This window comes from Microbacterium resistens NBRC 103078 (assembly GCF_001552355.1).
Classification (GTDB): domain Bacteria; phylum Actinomycetota; class Actinomycetes; order Actinomycetales; family Microbacteriaceae; genus Microbacterium; species Microbacterium resistens.
Window position 1 is genome coordinate 58,580 of record NZ_BCRA01000015.1, and the last position, 16,285, is coordinate 74,864.

Here is a 16,285-nt window from a genome sequence, read left to right on the forward strand (position 1 = left end):
CGTGGTCAGTCCGCGGATTCGCGGACGGTGGCCCAGAGGCCGTAGTCGTGCATGGCCTGGGCGTGGACCTCCATGGTCTCGCGGGGTCCGGTCGCCACGACGGCATGGCCTTCGTTGTGGACGGCGAGCATGAGTCGGGTGGCCACGTCGGACGGGTAGCCGAAGTACGTGCGGAACACCCGCACCACGTAGCTCATGAGGTTGACCGGGTCGTCCCACACGACGAGCTGCCACGGACGTGCCGCGACCGCCTGGAGGTCGGTCTCCTCATCGAGGTCGGGGGTGGCGAGGGGAGTGCTCATGCCCACCCCAGTTCGTGCAGTTGCGCATCGTCGATGCCGTAGTAGTGGGCGATCTCGTGGACGAGCGTGGTGTGCACCTCGTCGCGCAGCTCCTCCTCGGTCGCGCACTGCGCGAGATGTGCTTCGCGGTAGACGATGATGCGGTCCGGGAGCTCTCCCATCCCGTAGTTGCCGCGCTCGGTGACGGCGAGTCCGTCGTAGAGGCCGAGCAGGTCGGTGGAGCCGTCCTCCGAGCGGTCCTCGACGACGAAGACCACGTTGTCGAGACCGTCCACCATGTCATCGGGAAGGCGGTCCAGCTCGTCCACGACCAGGGCCTCGAAGGCCTCCGCATCCATCTCCAGGGCGGGGCGGTGCAGGTCGATCGCCATGTGCACCCGTGGACCGTGGTCGGCAAGCCCCCAGCGATCCTCCGCCGCCGCCAGGGCGCGGTGGAACTCGTCGTCCGGCGCGGGCCGCTGCGCGAAGCCGAGGGATGCGTAGAACGGCGCGTTCCAGGGCACGTCGGCGTACGTCCTGAGCGTCACGGCGGTGTAGTCGCGCTCCTCGGCCTCCGCCAACGCGGCTTCGACCAGGGCGCGCCCGTGGCCTCGGCGCGCGTGGTCGGGCAGCACCGAGAGCTGCTCCAGGTGCCCCTCGCCGTCGTGCTCCAGGACGTGGACGAACCCCACCGGATCGCCCTCCTCGGCCTCGGCGACGACGAGGACGAAGCCCGGCTCCGAGATCCGCTCCGCACCGGAGGGCGGCTCGCCCCAGTCGACGTCGCCGAACACCGCGGTGAAGGCGGCGTCCGCCGCTCGCTCGATCTCCGACAGCCGGGCGAGGTCGGTATCGGTCGCGTCGCGGACGAAGGAGGGCATGCCTTCGATGCTACCGAGCGAGCGGGACGTCAGCGTCGCCGCGCGAGCGGATCCGGCCGGCTCCGTTCGGGACGTCCGCCCGCCGAAAGAGAAGTGGCGAGGTTCAGGAGTGAACCTCGCCACATTGGGGTGAGTAACGGGACTTGAACCCGCGACCCCCTGGACCACAACCAGGTGCTCTACCGACTGAGCTATACCCACCATGTGCCTGCCGGAGCAGGCAACCAGGAAAGTCTATTACACGTTCGGGGCGAACTCTGACACGACGTCCTGGGAGAGCGACTTGGCCTCGTCGCTGGAGGGCCCCGGCTCGGTCACGAACACGGCGCGACGGTAGTACTGGAGCTCACGGATCGACTCCAGGATGTCGGCCAGGGCGCGGTGTCCGCCGTCCTTCGCGGGGGCCTGGAAGAACACCCGCGGATACCACCGCCGGGCCAGCTCCTTGATGCTGGAGACGTCGACGTTCCGGTAGTGGAGGTACTGGTCGACCTCGGGCATGTACTTGGCGAGGAACATCCGGTCGGTCCCGATCGTGTTCCCGGCAAGAGGGGCCTTGCGCTCCAGCGGGACGAACCGGCGGATGTACTCGAGCGTGCGCTCCTGCGCCTGCGCGAGCGGGATCCCGGAGGGGATCTCGTCCAGCAGGCCCGAGGTGCGGTGCATCTCCGTCACGAACTCGCCCATGTTCTCGAGGGCTGCGTTGCTCGGCGCGATGACGACCTGGAAGCCGGGGTCGACGGGACGAAGCTCGAAGTCCGTGATGACCACGGCGATCTCGACCAGTTCGTCCACCTCGAGATCGAGGCCCGTCATCTCGCAGTCGATCCAGACGAGCCGGTCGTTCTCGGAGGCTGAAACCATGCCTCCATCCTAATGACGTGGTCGGACACGCCGTCGGGTCGTCCCCCAGGCACGATTCGAACGTGCGACCGGCGACTTAGAAGGTCGATGCTCTTCCGCTGAGCTACTGGGGGTCGAGACCCAGGTTACCGGCTGTCACGTTTCCGCGCCGCGCTCGGCGACGCGACGAGAGGAGCGCCAGGATCGCGCATACTCCCGTCGTCGTCGGCGACACGGTTCGCAGGGGCATCCGCGGCGCCCTTTCGCGCCTCCGCCATGAGGCACCGGCTCCTGTGCCGGCACCGTGAACCCGACGCGATCGACGGTCCCGGAGATCCCCGCCTGGAACTTCCTGTGCCCGCCGCGGCGTGCCGTGCGGCGCCGGTGGCAGTTCGCGCAGACGACGTCGCATTTCTCTATCTCTTCCGCGATGCTGCGCCACGACCTCGTCGACGCGCCGACGGCGCGTGCGATCTCGAAACGCTTCTCGAACTCGGGGAGGTGATCGAAGTCCAAGACGACGGGATCCGTCTCTCCACAGTCCACGCACGGGTGGTTGCGGAGATGGGCCAGCACACGCTCGAAGTTGCGCTGACGGTGGATCGCCTGGGCTTCTTTCAGGCGCTGTCCACGGCTGGGCACGGTCTAGAACCGGAGGGCGGCGACGGCGTCGTCCGGCGACCAGAACTCGCCGACGAGGCGGAAGGCCCCGGTGGCGAGGTGCAGACGCTCGGCGCGGTAGCGGACGCCGAGCGGATCCGGTGCGACGCGAAGGTGCCCGCGGATCGTGCCCCGCTCGTCCAGGACCCGCCACAGGCGTTCGCCGGCGGGCTGGAGGGTCTCTCGTGCACGGGACAGGGCGGGTGTCGCCCAACGGACGGCGGGAACGGCGGGCGAGGTCGCGGTCGCGCTACGGCCGCGCGGGGTGTGAGGGGTCATGATCACTCCTTTCGTCTTCGAACATAAGGACGACCACCGACATTCGCGGATGCGCGCCGCGTCGGGGCGCGCCGCGCCGCATCTCTACACTGACGTCGTGACGTGGACGATCTGGCTCTCCCTGCTGTTCGCGTGCGTGGTGATCAGCTTCACGCCGGGCGCGGGGGCCATCAACACGATGACCAACGCCCTGAACGAGGGGTGGCGGCGGTCATTGTGGGGGATCGCCGGGCAGCAGCTCGCCCTCGTCGTGCACGTGGCGATCGTGGCCGCGGGGGTGGGGCTGCTCGTCTCCCGCTCGCCCGTGGTCTTCGAGGCGATCCGCTACCTCGGTGCCGCCTACTTGGTGTTCCTGGGCGTCCGACTCATCGTCGCGAAGTCGGACGACGTCGACGACGCCGCCGAGATCGCCCGTCCGCGGGAGAGCGCGTGGTCGATGCTCCGCCGAGGGTTCTGGGTGAATCTGCTGAATCCGAAGGCCATCGTGTTCTTCCTCGCGTTCGTCCCGCAGTTCATCCGGCTCGATCGGGAACCCTGGGGGCAGTATCTCGTGCTGATCGGCACCGTCGTCGTGGTGGACGTCGCCGTCATGTGGTTCTTCTTCGCCGCCGCGGCGGGCCCGTTCCGGCGCTGGACCCGGACGGCGCGCGGACGGCGCCGGCTCAACACGGTCTTCGGGGCGCTGTTCATCGGGGTCGCGGCGCTCCTCCTGGTGCTCCATTGACTCCTCACAGGAAGGACGACCCGGAGGCGGCGGGGAAGGGCGTAGCGTGGAGGACGCCGCGGGCCGGAGGGCCTCGCGGGGAGAGGAACTGATGGAGACCTTCGTGCTCGCCGGCGGCTGCTTCTGGTGCCTGGACGCGGCGTACCGTCCGCTTCGGGGCGTGGAGTCGGTGGTGTCCGGATACACCGGGGGAACCGTGGCGGATCCCGGTTACGAGCTCGTGTGCACCGGGACCACCGGTCACGCCGAGGCCGTGGCGGTCACGTTCGACCCCGACGTCATCCCGTCGGAGGTCATCCTCGACGCCTTCTTCACGATGCACGACCCCCGCCAGCTCAATCGTCAGGGCAACGACATCGGGACCCAGTACCGCAGTGCGATGTTCCCCGCGGACGATCGGCAGCGGGCGCTGTTCGAGGCCGCACGCGATCGCGCCGCCGACCTCTGGGACGGTCAGCCGGTGACCACCATTGAGCCGCTCGGCACGTTCTACCCGGCCGAGGAGTATCACCAGGACTTCTTCGCGAAGAACCCGGGCCAGGGGTACTGCCTGGCCGTGGCGGTGCCCAAGGTCAACAAGGTGCGCGCCCGGTTCGCGGAGTACCTGCGGGACTGAGTCTCCTCCTCCCCGGCGGGCGGATCCGGCCCGTTATGCACGGTTCCCGGATCGGCGCCCCGCGCCGTGGACGGGGCGGCCACTCTGGACAGCACCCGGCGGTCCCGCCGGCACGACCAGAGGAGCGACACATGACGGACACCATCACCGTGGCGGGCACGATCGCGACGGAACCGCGGCTGGAACGAACGCCCACCGGCGTCAGCGTGCTGAAGTTCCGGCTGGCGAGCAACCTCCGCAAGCGCGACGCCCGGACGGGGGAGTGGGTGGACCTGTCCACCAATTGGTACGCGGTGTCCGCCTATCGACGCCTGGCCGAGAACGCGGCGCAGTCCCTCCGCAAGGGGACGAGCGTCGTCGTCCACGGACGACTGCGGATCCGGGACTGGGAGAGCAAGGACGGCCAGCGCGGCACGAGCGCGGACCTGGAGGCGGACCTGCTCGGATCCGACCTCCGGTTCGGGACGAGCGTCTACACGAAGAACATCCGGGCGGTCGAACCGCCCCGTGAGGCGACGTTGCGGCACGAGCCCGCCGACGACTCCCCGCAGCGAGACGCGGAGTCCGGGGCGGCGGACGACTGGGTCGCGGTCGGGGTCGGTGCGGGTCAGACCCCGTTCTAGCCGGGCGTCGCCGCGGGGCGGCGGCACTCACGCGCAGGGGCTTCGCAGGTGGCCCGCATAGACTCGGACCGTGCTGCGCTCCGTCTCGTCCACGCTCTCGCGCGAGCCCCGTCGGCTCGTCACTTCCGTCGTCGCGGCGACCGCAGCGCTCCTGCTGCTCGCCGGGTGCACGGGGCAGCCGGCGGAGGACACCCGCACGACGCCGACGGTGGAGCCGAGCGCGACCGCGGAACCGGCCCCGGCGGGGCCCGCGCTGGTGCCGGAAGGGTCCGCCGAGGACAATCTCCCCTTCTTCCAGTCGATCGTGGCGCAGGTCTGGGCGTCGGAGCAGCGCGTCTCCAGCCGGGCGTACGTGGACGCCCTCACGGCCGCGGGATTCAACCGCGCCGACATGCAGGTGACGAAGGACATCTCGACCGTCGAGTACCCGGCCGAGAGCATCCTGTTCTCCGTCCGCTGGGGAACGGATCAGTGCCTGATGGGGCAGGTCGGGCCGTCCACCGGGGACCAGCCGGTCACCGCCGTCATGCCCCAGCTCGCCGAGGGGCGCTGCCTCGTCGGCGACACCATGCCGATCGACTGGTGACGCCGGGGCGACCCCGCCCCGTCCGGCCCGCCCCCGGTCGTTGAGCGAGGAGCGCCGCACCGAGACGAACGCGCCCAGCCCGGGTCATCACGTTTCGTCTCGCTGCGCTCGCTCAACGACCGAACACCGAACCCGCCCCCCGGGCGGCGTTCGACACGGGGCGATCCGCCGGTAGGCTGGAGAGTCGTTCATCCCCGCGCGTGGCGCCGGGGGAGACGCCGACATCCGAGTCGGCGGAAACATGCCGACAGAGGGAGTGCTTCTTCGTGGCCGAGTACATCTATTCCATGGTCCGCGCCCGCAAGGCGGTGGGAGACAAGCTGATCCTGGACGACGTGACCATGGCGTTCCTGCCCGGCGCGAAGATCGGCATGGTGGGCCCGAACGGCGCCGGCAAGTCGACGATCCTCAAGATCATGGCGGGCCTGGACACGCCCTCGAACGGCGAGGCGAAGCTCACCCCCGGCTTCTCGGTCGGCATCCTCATGCAGGAGCCCGAGCTCGACGAGTCCAAGACGGTCCTGGAGAACATCCAGGACGGGATCGCGATCAAGGCGAAGGTGGACCGCTTCAACGAGATCTCCGCCCTGATGGCGGACCCCGACGCGGACTTCGACGCGCTGCTGGCGGAGATGGGGACGCTCCAGGAGGAGATCGACGCCGCCGACGGCTGGGACCTCGACTCCCAGCTGGAGCAGGCCATGGACGCGCTGCGGACCCCGCCGGGCGACGCCGCGATCGGTCCGCTGTCCGGCGGGGAGAAGCGCCGTGTGGCGCTGGCGAAGCTCCTGCTGCAGAAGCCCGACCTCCTGCTGCTGGACGAGCCCACGAACCACCTTGACGCGGAGAGCGTGCTGTGGCTCGAGCAGCACTTGCAGGCCTACAAGGGCGCCGTCATCGCGATCACCCACGACCGGTACTTCCTCGACCACGTCGCGGAGTGGATCGCCGAGGTCGACCGCGGCCGCCTGATCGGCTACGAGGGCAACTACTCGACGTACCTGGAGAAGAAGGCCGAGCGCCTCGACATCCAGGGCAAGAAGGACGCCAAGCTCGCGAAGCGCTTGAAGGACGAGCTCGAGTGGGTCCGCTCCAGCGCCAAGGGGCGCCAGACGAAGTCGAAGGCGCGTCTGGCGCGCTACGAGGAGATGGCGGCGGAGGCGGAGCGGACGCGGAAGCTCGACTTCGAGGAGATCCAGATCCCCGCGGGTCCGCGCCTGGGCAACGTGGTGATCGAGGCGAAGAACCTGAAGAAGGGCTTCGACGGGCGCTCCCTCATCGACGGGCTGAGCTTCAGCCTGCCGCCGAACGGGATCGTCGGCGTGATCGGACCGAACGGCGTCGGCAAGACGACGCTGTTCAAGACGATCGTCGGCCTGGAGCCGCTCGACGGCGGCGACCTGAAGATCGGCGAGACCGTCAAGATCAGCTACGTCGATCAGTCCCGCGCGAGCATCGACCCGGACAAGACCCTCTGGGAGGTCGTGTCGGACGGCCTCGACTTCATCACCGTCGGCAAGACGGAGATCCCGTCGCGCGCCTACGTCTCCAAGTTCGGGTTCAAGGGCCCGGACCAGCAGAAGAAGGCGGGAGTGCTCTCCGGCGGTGAGCGCAACCGGCTGAACCTCGCCCTCACGCTCAAGGAGGGCGGCAACCTCCTGCTCCTCGACGAGCCCACCAACGACCTCGACGTCGAGACCCTCTCCTCGCTGGAGAACGCCCTGCTGGAGTTCCCTGGCTGCGCCGTGGTGATCACGCACGACCGCTGGTTCCTGGACCGCATCGCCACGCACATCCTGGCCTACGAGGGCACCGACGAGAAGCCCGACCAGTGGTACTGGTTCGAGGGCAACTTCGAGGCCTACGAGCAGAACAAGATCGAGCGTCTCGGCCCGGACGCGGCGAAGCCGCACCGCTCCACGCACCGCAAGCTCACGCGCGACTGAGCCGGCGATGCCCGAGTCCCCGGCCGAGCTCCGGCGCCTGCACGTCCCGATCCACCTGCGGTGGGGGGACCTGGACGCGTTCAACCACGTCAACAACACCTCGATGCTCAAGCTCCTCGAGGAGGCGCGGGTGCGGGCGTTCTGGCGTCCGGGCGGCGGCGAGCACGCACCGGCGACGGCCGTGCTGGACTCGGGCATCGACGCCGGCGTGCTCACGCTCGTCGCCCGGCAGGAGATCGAGTACCTCGCGCCGGTGCCGTATCAGCGGCACCCGCTCGAGGTGCAGATGTGGTTCGGCAAGCTCGGCGGATCGAGCATCGAGGTCTGCTACGAGGTGTTCAACGACCCGTCTGCCGCGGAGCGGGTGCTCTACGCCCGCTCCACGGCCGTGATCGTCCTCGTCAACGCCGCCTCGGGACGACCGACGCGGATCACCCCGGAGATGCGGTCGGCCTGGGAGCCGTACCTCGGCCCCTCGATCGCGTACGCCCACCGCTGACGCCGGCGGTGCCGGCCCTTCCGGGGACAGGGCGGTCGCTCAGCCGCCCGGTCACAGGCCGGGGACGCGCACCATGATCTCCTGGGCGACGGTGGCGACGAGCACGCCCTCGCGGGTGTAGATGCGCCCCTGGGCGAGTCCTCGGCCGCCGCGGGCGTTCGGCGACTCCTGGACGTAGAGCAGCCACTCGTCCACGCGCCCGGGACGATGCCACCACATGGCGTGATCCAGGCTGGCGACCTTCAAGCCCGGGGTCTGCCAGGTGACGGCGTGCGCACGGAGGATCGACTCCTGGATGGTCATGTCGCTGAGGTACGCGAGCGCGGCGCGGTGCAGCGCGGGGTCGTCCGGGAACGGGGCGCGCATCCGCATCCACACGGCCTGCCGGGGCTGACGGGCTCCCTCGACGGAGGCGTAGAGCGGGCCCTCCACATGACGCACGTCCGCCGGGCGCTCGGCCAGAAGGCGACGCGTGACCGGGTGATGGTCGATCCCCTCGACGGCGTCGTCCGCGGGCAGGTCCTCGGGAGCGGGCACTCCCTCCGGCATCGGGACGGCGTGCTCGATCCCCGGGTCCTCGTCCTGGAACGACGCGATCATCGAGAAGATGGGCACACCGTTCTGATAGGCCTGCGAGCGACGGGTCGAGAAGGACCGGCCGTCGTGGATCCGGTCCACCGCGAACGTGATCCCCTGGGACGCATCGCCCGGCCGCAGGAAATAGCCGTGCATCGAGTGCACCACGCGGTCGTCGGGCAGGGTGCGTTCGGCGGCGATGAGCGACTGCGCGAGCACCTGCCCGCCGTAGACACGGCCGGTGGGCATCGCGTGCGACGAGCCGGTGAAGATGTCCTCGGTCGTGCGTGCGTCCGACCCGTCGAGATCCAGCACGTCGAGGAGTTGCCGGACCGATCGGCGGGCGTTGTCGGCGTTCATCGAGACCCTTCGTCGCGGGGGAGCGGAGCGAATCCGGAGGCGGTGTCGCTTGGTAGTTTAGGACGGGTGTCGACCCCTCTGATCCTCGCCGACGCCGATACGGCGCGCGACGCCGTAACCTTCGCCTCCCGCGCCGTGCGCGCCGCCGACGAGGGCGTGCGATTGCAGGCCTCCGAAGGGGTGCTTGTGATGACGGCCGCGGCGCTGGCGCCGCAGGGGTTCTTCGACTCCACCCCGACGATCCTCGCCCTGCGGGTGCTGCGCGCTGATCCGGAGCTCCAGTGCGACATCGTGGTGTCCGAACTCGGCGCGACCGACGATCCGCGCGCTCTGGCGTTGCCGGAGACCGGCCTGGCCCCCGCATGGGCCGGGGTCTCCCCGCCGCGGGGCGGGTGGGATCAGGTCGGCGAGCTGGGCGCCGACCTGATCGCGCAGCGTGCGCAATGGGGAATCTCGGCGGTCGCCCACGGCACGCCTCCGGGCGCCGGCGAGGAGGCGGTCCGCGCGCTTCGCGCGCGGGTCTGGGGCGAACCGGATGAGGACCTCCTGGACCTCCCCCGCGGTGTGGCCTTCGCGGCGCACGCCTTCGGATTCATCTCCGGGGCCGAGCAGGTGCGGGTGACGCGGTCCGGCCGCTGGACGCGCCTGGCCTTCCGCCGGGGACACGTGCTCGCGCGCGGCCCCGTGGCGACCGGGCTCACCCCGGTGCGCTCGACCGGCGCAGCCGCGTCGTCCTGAGTCGACGCATCAGTGGGTGGCGCCCGTCACCCGGACGCCGCCACAACGGCCTGCGCCGCGGCCTTCGCCGCTGCGGCGTCCTCTGCGGCGAGGGCGGCGACGGCTGCTCGCTCCGCCTCCGTCCGGGTCACGCGCGACAGCGCGAGGCGGACGTCGCCGATCGCTGAGGGAGCCATCGACAGGGTGCCCGCGCCGAGCCCGACGAGCACGACCGCGAGCAGAGGATCGGCGGCGGCCTCGCCGCAGACGCCCACGGCGCGACCGGCCGCGCGTCCGGCGACGCCCACCTCGCGGACGAGGCGGAGGACGGCGGGGTGCCAGGGGTCCTGAAGGGACGCGACCGTGCCGAGCTGGCGGTCGGCAGCGAGGGTGTACTGCGTCAGGTCGTTCGTCCCGATGGACGCGAAGTCGGCATGGCGCAGGATCCGATCGGCTATGAGCGCGCTGGACGGGACCTCGATCATCACGCCGGCGGCGCGGATCCCGTGCTCATGGGCGAGTGCGGCGAAGTAGGCGGCCTCCTCGGCGGTGGAGACCATGGGCGCCATGACCCAGAGCTCGACCTCGCTGTCCGCGGACGCCACCGCGAGCGCTTCCAGCTGCGTGCGCAGGATCTCCTCGTGGGCACGCAGGGCGCGAAGACCGCGTCTCCCGAGCGCAGGATTCTCCTCGCCGCCGTCGGTGAGGAAGGGCAGGGGCTTGTCCGCCCCGGCGTCGAGGACCCGGACGACGACCTTCTTGCCGGCGAAGGCCCGGAAGAGCTCGCGGTAGGCGGCGACCTGGTGATCGCGCGTCGGCGCGTGCCGAGCACCGAGGAAGAGGAACTCTGTGCGAAAAAGCCCGACGCCTTCGGCGCCGAGCCGCGCGGCCTCCGGCGCCTCGGCCGGGGACCCGAGGTTGGCCAGCAGCGGGACCGGGTGGCCGTCGGCGAGGACGCCGGGCCCGGTCGCACCGGCACGCGTCCTCCGCTCGTCCGCACGCCGCTCGGCCTCCTCACGCTCCTTCGGGCCGGGTGCGACCACGACGACGCCCTGGGCCGCATCCACGATCACGGTCTCCCCGTCCACGCAGGAGCTGACGTCCCCGACGGCGACGACGGCGGGGATCCCCATCTCGCGCGCGAGGATCGCGGTGTGCGACGTGGGGCCGCCGTCCGCGGTCACCAGGGCGAGCACGGTGGCACGGTCGAGTCCCGCCGTGTCCGCCGGCGCGAGATCGCGCGCGACGAGCACGTACGGCTCGTCGCGCACGGGCAGACCCGGCGCGGGGCGGCCGCGCAGGGATGCGATCACGCGGCGGGAGACGTCCGTGAGGTCGGCGGCGCGCTCCCCGAGATACCCGCCGATGCCGGCGAGCTGTTCCCGGAACTCGGCGATGGCCGCGTGGACCGCCCACTCTGCGGTGGCTCCGGCGTCGATCCGTGCGTCGATCGCCTCGGAGAGGGTCGGGTCCTCGGCCATCATCGCCTGAGCCTCGAGGACCTCCGCGGCCGTGCCCTCTGCCGCGGCGGCCCGGGCGGTGAGGTCGCCGACCGTGGCGGCGATGGCCTCACGGGCCCGCGCGCGCTCCGCATCGGCCCCCAGGGCGCTGTCCTCGTCGACGGGGTCGGGTTCCGGTTCCGCCATCCGGGCGACGGGCCCGACCGCGACGCCGAGCCCGATCCCGCTCCCCGAGAGCCGCGTCATTCGCCGCCGCCGTCGTGACCCTCGGTGAGGACCCGCTGGAGGCGGTCCAGGACCGCCTCCGCATCGGTTCCCTCCGCCGTGAGCGTGACGGTGTCGCCCTTTCCGGCACCGAGGGAGAGAAGCGCCAGGATGCTGGCGGCGTTCACCGGCTTTCCCCCCTCCGTCGCGACCGTGACGGTGATCCCGGCGTCCTTGGCGGTCTGCGCGAACTGCTTCGCAGGCCGGGCGTGCAGGCCCTCCTCGGCGAGGATCGTGATCGTGCGGGTGTGCTGTGTCATGGGGCCGTTCCTTCCTGTCGGCGGGACGCGCTCAGGGCGCGCCCCGCCGGTCGCGGTCATTTCGTGGCGGATGCCTGCGCGGACTGCTCTGCGAGGTAGGCGTCGCGCTTCGCGCCGGGCACCCAGCCGCCGTCGACGACCTTGCGCTGCCACACCGACGCGGCCGCGACCAGGACGGCGGCGATGGCGACGCACAGGATGACGCCGAGGAGCGTCGGACCCATGACGCTCACGCCGATGACGGTGCCGAACCAGCCGAAGTCGGCGTCTCCGAACGTGCTGTTCGCGAAGCCGAACTCGCCCATGACCAGCAGGAGGACCGCGGGCAGGATCGTGATGATGATGCCGTTCACGAAGCCCCCCGCGACGGCGCCGATGCGCCCGCCGGCGGCGTTGCCGAAGACGCCGGCGCCCCCACCGGTGAAGAAGTGCGGGACCATGCCCGGGAGGATCAGCGCGAGACCGAACATCGGGTTCAGCCACACGGCGAGGAGCACGAGGGTGAACAGGCCTCCGACGAACGAGCTGATGAATCCGATGAGGACCGCATTGGCGCCGAACGGGAACACGATCGGGACGTCGAGGGCGGGCTTCGCGCCCGGCACGACCTTCTCCGCGACGCCCTGGAAGGCGGGGACCAGCTCGCCCAGCACGGTGCGCACACCGTAGAGGATGACGGCGACGCCGACGCCGAACTGCAGGGCCTGTCCGAACCCGGCCATCACGGCGGCGCCGCCGTCGGTGCTGCCGAGCAGCTCCAGCGTCTTCTCGGGGGCGGCGATCAGCCCCCAGACGACGAACACGAGATAGATGAGCACCATGGACAGCGCGGTGGCCACCATCGAGTCGCGCAGGAAACTCAGTCCCTTGGGGAACCGGATCTCCTCCGTGGAGCGACTGCGCCGCCCGACGGCCTGGCCGACGGCGCCCGCGGCGATGTACCCGGCGCTGCCGAAGTGCCCCATCGCGATCGTGTCGTCACCGGTGATCTTCTTCATCCACGGCTGTGCGAAGGCGGGCATGACGACCATGATCACCCCGAGCAGGACGGCGCCGACGATGACGACGAGCCAGCTCAGCTCCTCACCGAACCCGACGGTGAGGACGACCGAGATCATCAGGGCCATGAACACCATGTGGTGGCCGGTCAGGAAGATGTACTTGAGGGGCGTGAACCGCGCGAGCAGGAGCATCACGACGAAGCCGAGGACGAGCACGTACGCGCTGGTCGCGCCGTACTTCTCCGAGGCGATCGCCGTGATGACCTCGTTGGTGGGGATCACCCCCTGGGCTCCGGTCACCTCGAGGATGAGCTCGCCGAGGGGCGCCAGGGAGGCGACCACCACCCCGGCGCCGGCGCCGAGGATCAGGAAGCCGAGCGTCGCCTTGAGCGCACCGCCGATGACCTGACCGGTGTTGCGCCGAAGGGCGATGAGCCCGATCGCGGTGATGATGCCGATCAGGTATGCGGGGACGTTGAGTATCTGCTGTCCGATGAAGTTCAGGACAACGACCAGCCACTCCATTGGGGCTCCAATCGATCTGAGGGGGGACTACTTGGCCAGGAACGCGGACAGCTTGTCCGTGATCTCCGCGACGTCGGTGAAGTTGGAGATGACGATCACCTCGGTGGGGACGTCGCCGATCTCCTCGGCCAGCTCGGCCGAGGTGAGCACGAGGTTCGCCATCCGCGCGGCGCCGCGGGCGCTGCCGATGTCGGCGGCCTCCACCTCGGCGTCGACGTCCAGCGCACGAAGCGCCTTCTCGGCGTTCATCTTCAGCAGTACGGAGGTTCCGATGCCCATTCCGCACACAGCAACGATCTTCATTTCGTGTCTTCCTCTCGGGTCGGGGTGCGGCCGTTGTCCGGGGCCGTGCCGGCGAGGATGGCACGCACCTCGGCGGGGGTCGTCGCGGACAGCGCCGCGCTGAGCACGTCGTCGTCCGCGAGGACACCCGCGAGCGCGGCCATGGCCTCCAGGTGCGCGTCGTGGTCCACCGCGGCCAGCCCCACGACGAGGCGCACGGGATCGTTCGCCTCGCTGCCGAACTCCACCGGCTCGGCGAGCCCGACCCAGCTGAAGCCCGTGCCCAGGACAGCGGCGGAAGGACGCGAGTGGGCCAGCGCGAAGCCGGGGGCGATCACGATGTATGGTCCGTGCTCGTCGATCGCGGACAGCATCTCGGCGGTGTAGGCGTCCGTCGTGATCCCGCGGGAGACGAGCACGTCCCCGGCGAGGGTCACGGCCGACCGCCAGTCGCTCGCGTGCGCACCCGTGCGGATCGCTGACTCGGGAAGATGGTCGGCGAGCGTCATCCTGCCTCCTTGCTGAACGCCGGCGGGGACGATGCGCTCCGCCTCGCATTACTTTTGCATAGTTCTATACGAAAGCGCCAGATCTCTGGCCCGACACGCCCGCGCCTCGGCGGCGTTCAGCTCCGGGTGAGCTCGCTGATCCGATCCGGGGCGAACAGGGCGTCGAGGGCGAGGGCGGAGCCGCCGCGGACGCCGGCCTTCTCGGCCAGCCGTGCGCGCTCGACGACCAGTCCCTGTCGGGAATAGGCGTGAGCCGAGCCGAACAGGGAGCGACGGATCGCCCCGACGTAGAGGTCGCCGGCCTCGGCGAGGTTCCCACCGATGACCACGGCAGACGGGTTCAGCAGGCCCACCACGTCGGCGAGGGCGTATCCGATGGTCTCGCCCGCCTCGCGGATGAGCCGCTGCACCTCGGCGTCGCCGTCCGCCGCCAGGGCGACGATCTCGGCGCTCGTGCGCACCCGGATGCCGGAGGCGGACAGGTCGTCCCGGATCGTGCCGCCGCTCGCGACGGTCTCCAGTCGCCGCAGCGGATCGCTCAGGCGGGCGCGCAGAGGGGCGCTGAGCTGGCCGGCGCCTCCGCGGCTGCCGCGGACGATGCCGCCGTCGAGGACGAAGGCGCAGCCGAGGCCGATTCCGGACTTCACGACCACGAGGTCCCGGTACTCGGGCCATCCGAACCGCGCCTCGCCGAGCGCGAGGATGTTCACGTCCCGGTCGACGGCGACGATCACGTCGTCGCCGAGCTCGGTGAGGTAGTCCACCACGCGGACGTCGTCCCAGCGCGGATCCAGCTGCGGGCTGCCCAGCCGCCCGGTCGTCGGATCGACCGGCCCCGGCACGCCGATCCCCACCCCGAGCACGTCCGACACGGGTCGGCCGAGGCCGCGCAGCAGGAACTCGAACACCTGTCGCGACCAGCTGAAGATCTCCTCGGGGCCGTCGAAGAGGCCGATGTCGGCCTCGTCCTCGACGAGAACGCCGCCGTGCAGATCGGTGATCGCGACCCGGGTATGCGAGCTGCCGATGTCGATGGCGAGGACCAGCCCCCGGTCCTTGTCGACCGCGAACTCCTCCCGCGGTCGCCCGCCCCCGCTCGCGCGGGAGCCGGCGTGCACGATGAGCCCGGCGGACAGCAGCTCCTCCAGCCGGCGCTCCAGCGTCACGCGAGACCAGCCCAGGGCGTCGAGGAGGTCGCGGCGGGTCGTGGCGGCGCCGGACCGGATGAGTCCGAGGACGACGCCGGACCCCGTCGCGGAGGCGTGAGTCATCGCTGCTCCCTGAGTGATCGCGATCGGACGATTGACTTATGACTACTTCTATACCAAAGTGGCCCGCATGGTTGCCTCTCCATCCTCCTCCATGCCCGCCGACCGCCTCGTCCACCGCGCCGTCGTCGGTGCTCGTGATGCCGAGGAGGAGCGCGCCGTCAGGGCGGCCATCGCCATCCCGGCGGTGGCGGTGCAGCGCAAGGGCCACGGCCACGCGGGGACCGCCATGGCGATGGCGCCGGTGGCCCACGTGCTCTTCCAGCGGATCCTCCGGCACAACCCCGCCCACCCGGCATGGACGGGGCGGGACCGGTTCGTCCTGTCGGCGGGTCATGCCAGCCTCGTGCTCTACACCCAGCTCTTCCTCACCGGCTACGGGCTGGCGATCGACGACATCGCGGCGAGCCGCACGCTCGGCGCCCGGACCCCCGGTCACCCCGAGCTCGGGCACACCGCCGGCGTGGAGATGTCGACCGGACCGCTCGGGCAGGGGGTAGCCAGCGCGGTCGGGATCGCCCTCGCGATGCGCCGCGACGAAGCGCTCCACGGCGCGGGCGCCGGTCTGTGGGACCGCACGGTGTTCGTGCTGGCGGGCGACGGGTGCCTTCAGGAGGGCGTCTCCGGCGAGGCCAGCAGTCTGGCGGGCACATTGGGCGTCGACAACCTCGTCCTCATCTGGGACGACAACGGGATCACGATCGACGGCGGGACCGATGTCGCGTTCGGCGAGGACGTCCGCGCCCGGTACCGCGCCTACGGATGGCGCGTGCTCGAGATGGACGATCACCGCGATCTCGCCCAGATCGAGCGCGTCCTGACGGACGCGCGAGAGCGCCACGGCGCGCCGACCCTCGTCGCCGTCCGCAGCGTCATCGGCGCCCCGGCGCCGCATCGATCCGGGACCCCCGCCGCGCACTCGGGCGGACTGGGCGCCGAGGAGACGCAGGCCGTGCTCGAGCTCCTCGGGTACCCGTCCGAGAGCCGCCTGGAGGACCTGGTCGACGACGGGATCCTCGCCACGACCCGGGCGGCCCTCGCCCGCGGGGAGCAGCTCGAGCGGACGTGGCAGGAGGACGAGGCGCGGTGGCGGAACGCCCACCCCGGGCTCGCCGCCGCGCGGGA

At 70.8% G+C, this 16,285-nt stretch carries 19 protein-coding genes and 2 tRNA genes; 8 read left to right on the forward strand and 13 right to left on the reverse strand.

What is annotated here, in order from left to right; translation table 11 throughout:
• Nucleotides 1-5: 5 nt before the first annotated feature.
• The 6 genes from clpS to MR1_RS03290 all read right to left on the reverse strand — a co-directional run bounded on the left by clpS (nt 6) and on the right by MR1_RS03290 (nt 2,944).
• A complete protein-coding gene (gene clpS, locus MR1_RS03260; RefSeq protein WP_067243275.1) occupies nt 6-302 on the reverse strand; it encodes an ATP-dependent Clp protease adapter ClpS in 297 nt (98 codons plus the stop codon).
• Nucleotides 299-1,162 carry a GNAT family N-acetyltransferase gene (locus MR1_RS19255; RefSeq protein ID WP_084344333.1) on the reverse strand — a complete coding sequence of 288 codons (864 nt, stop codon included), beginning with the start codon at nt 1,160-1,162 and terminating at the stop codon, nt 299-301. Before MR1_RS19255 ends, clpS begins: the two co-directional genes overlap by 4 nt.
• A gap of 125 nt (nt 1,163-1,287) precedes the next feature.
• A tRNA-His gene (locus MR1_RS03270) sits at nt 1,288-1,363 on the reverse strand.
• 36 nt (nt 1,364-1,399) lie between these two features.
• The gene (orn, locus tag MR1_RS03275; protein WP_067243246.1) at nt 1,400-2,026 is read right to left on the reverse strand and encodes an oligoribonuclease; all 627 of its coding nucleotides are present in this window, start codon (nt 2,024-2,026) and stop codon (nt 1,400-1,402) included.
• Nucleotides 2,027-2,067: 41 nt separating this feature from the next.
• Nucleotides 2,068-2,139: transfer RNA gene (locus tag MR1_RS03280), tRNA-Arg, on the reverse strand.
• Between the two features lie 511 nt (nt 2,140-2,650).
• Entirely contained in the window at nt 2,651-2,944 is a 294-nt protein-coding gene (locus MR1_RS03290; protein ID WP_067243248.1) for a hypothetical protein, read from the reverse strand.
• A 97-nt stretch (nt 2,945-3,041) separates the two neighbouring features.
• Between MR1_RS03290 and MR1_RS03295 the strand changes: the two genes are divergently transcribed.
• The 6 genes from MR1_RS03295 to MR1_RS03320 all read left to right on the forward strand — a co-directional run bounded on the left by MR1_RS03295 (nt 3,042) and on the right by MR1_RS03320 (nt 7,938).
• On the forward strand, nt 3,042-3,668 hold the full coding sequence (locus MR1_RS03295; RefSeq protein ID WP_067243276.1) for a LysE family translocator: 627 nt from the start codon (nt 3,042-3,044) through the stop codon (nt 3,666-3,668).
• A gap of 91 nt (nt 3,669-3,759) precedes the next feature.
• Nucleotides 3,760-4,284 (forward strand): peptide-methionine (S)-S-oxide reductase MsrA, encoded by a 525-nt coding sequence (gene msrA / locus MR1_RS03300; protein ID WP_067243249.1) that lies wholly within the window; start codon nt 3,760-3,762, stop codon nt 4,282-4,284.
• A gap of 131 nt (nt 4,285-4,415) precedes the next feature.
• Nucleotides 4,416-4,907, forward strand: a complete 492-nt coding sequence (locus MR1_RS03305) for a single-stranded DNA-binding protein (RefSeq protein ID WP_067243250.1) — start codon at nt 4,416-4,418, stop codon at nt 4,905-4,907.
• Nucleotides 4,908-4,977: 70 nt separating this feature from the next.
• A complete protein-coding gene (locus MR1_RS20375) occupies nt 4,978-5,493 on the forward strand; it encodes a DUF6993 domain-containing protein (protein WP_306304922.1) in 516 nt (171 codons plus the stop codon).
• A 266-nt stretch (nt 5,494-5,759) separates the two neighbouring features.
• Nucleotides 5,760-7,439: an energy-dependent translational throttle protein EttA gene (gene ettA, locus MR1_RS03315; protein ID WP_067243251.1), complete on the forward strand. Its 1,680-nt coding sequence runs from the start codon at nt 5,760-5,762 to the stop codon at nt 7,437-7,439.
• A gap of 7 nt (nt 7,440-7,446) precedes the next feature.
• Nucleotides 7,447-7,938, forward strand: a complete 492-nt coding sequence (locus tag MR1_RS03320) for an acyl-CoA thioesterase (RefSeq protein WP_067243252.1) — start codon at nt 7,447-7,449, stop codon at nt 7,936-7,938.
• Nucleotides 7,939-7,989: 51 nt separating this feature from the next.
• On the opposite strand, the gene MR1_RS03325 is transcribed toward MR1_RS03320, so the two are convergent.
• Nucleotides 7,990-8,874 (reverse strand): acyl-CoA thioesterase, encoded by an 885-nt coding sequence (locus MR1_RS03325; RefSeq protein ID WP_067243253.1) that lies wholly within the window; start codon nt 8,872-8,874, stop codon nt 7,990-7,992.
• Between the two features lie 66 nt (nt 8,875-8,940).
• Between MR1_RS03325 and MR1_RS03330 the strand changes: the two genes are divergently transcribed.
• Nucleotides 8,941-9,612, forward strand: coding sequence for a hypothetical protein (locus tag MR1_RS03330; RefSeq protein ID WP_067243254.1), 672 nt, complete (start codon nt 8,941-8,943; stop codon nt 9,610-9,612).
• Nucleotides 9,613-9,638: 26 nt separating this feature from the next.
• Here MR1_RS03330 and ptsP read toward each other — a convergent pair whose 3' ends face one another.
• The 6 genes from ptsP to MR1_RS03360 form a co-directional block, all read right to left on the reverse strand.
• Entirely contained in the window at nt 9,639-11,297 is a 1,659-nt protein-coding gene (gene ptsP, locus MR1_RS03335) for a phosphoenolpyruvate--protein phosphotransferase (RefSeq protein ID WP_067243255.1), read from the reverse strand.
• Nucleotides 11,294-11,575 carry an HPr family phosphocarrier protein gene (locus tag MR1_RS03340; RefSeq protein ID WP_067243256.1) on the reverse strand — a complete coding sequence of 94 codons (282 nt, stop codon included), beginning with the start codon at nt 11,573-11,575 and terminating at the stop codon, nt 11,294-11,296. The genes ptsP and MR1_RS03340 overlap by 4 nt, the downstream gene beginning before the upstream one ends.
• Before the next feature lie 56 nt (nt 11,576-11,631).
• Nucleotides 11,632-13,101 (reverse strand): PTS ascorbate transporter subunit IIC, encoded by a 1,470-nt coding sequence (locus tag MR1_RS03345; protein ID WP_067243257.1) that lies wholly within the window; start codon nt 13,099-13,101, stop codon nt 11,632-11,634.
• Nucleotides 13,102-13,128: 27 nt separating this feature from the next.
• Complete coding sequence (locus MR1_RS03350; protein ID WP_067243258.1) at nt 13,129-13,404, reverse strand: PTS sugar transporter subunit IIB; 276 nt, start codon at nt 13,402-13,404, stop codon at nt 13,129-13,131.
• Complete coding sequence (locus tag MR1_RS03355; protein WP_067243259.1) at nt 13,401-13,892, reverse strand: PTS sugar transporter subunit IIA; 492 nt, start codon at nt 13,890-13,892, stop codon at nt 13,401-13,403. The genes MR1_RS03350 and MR1_RS03355 overlap by 4 nt, the downstream gene beginning before the upstream one ends.
• A 116-nt stretch (nt 13,893-14,008) precedes the next feature.
• Nucleotides 14,009-15,163, reverse strand: a complete 1,155-nt coding sequence (locus tag MR1_RS03360; protein ID WP_067243260.1) for an ROK family transcriptional regulator — start codon at nt 15,161-15,163, stop codon at nt 14,009-14,011.
• A 91-nt stretch (nt 15,164-15,254) separates the two neighbouring features.
• Between MR1_RS03360 and MR1_RS03365 the strand changes: the two genes are divergently transcribed.
• Nucleotides 15,255-16,285: thiamine pyrophosphate-dependent enzyme (locus MR1_RS03365; RefSeq protein WP_255218081.1), on the forward strand; the 1,031-nt coding region annotated here is incomplete at its 3' end.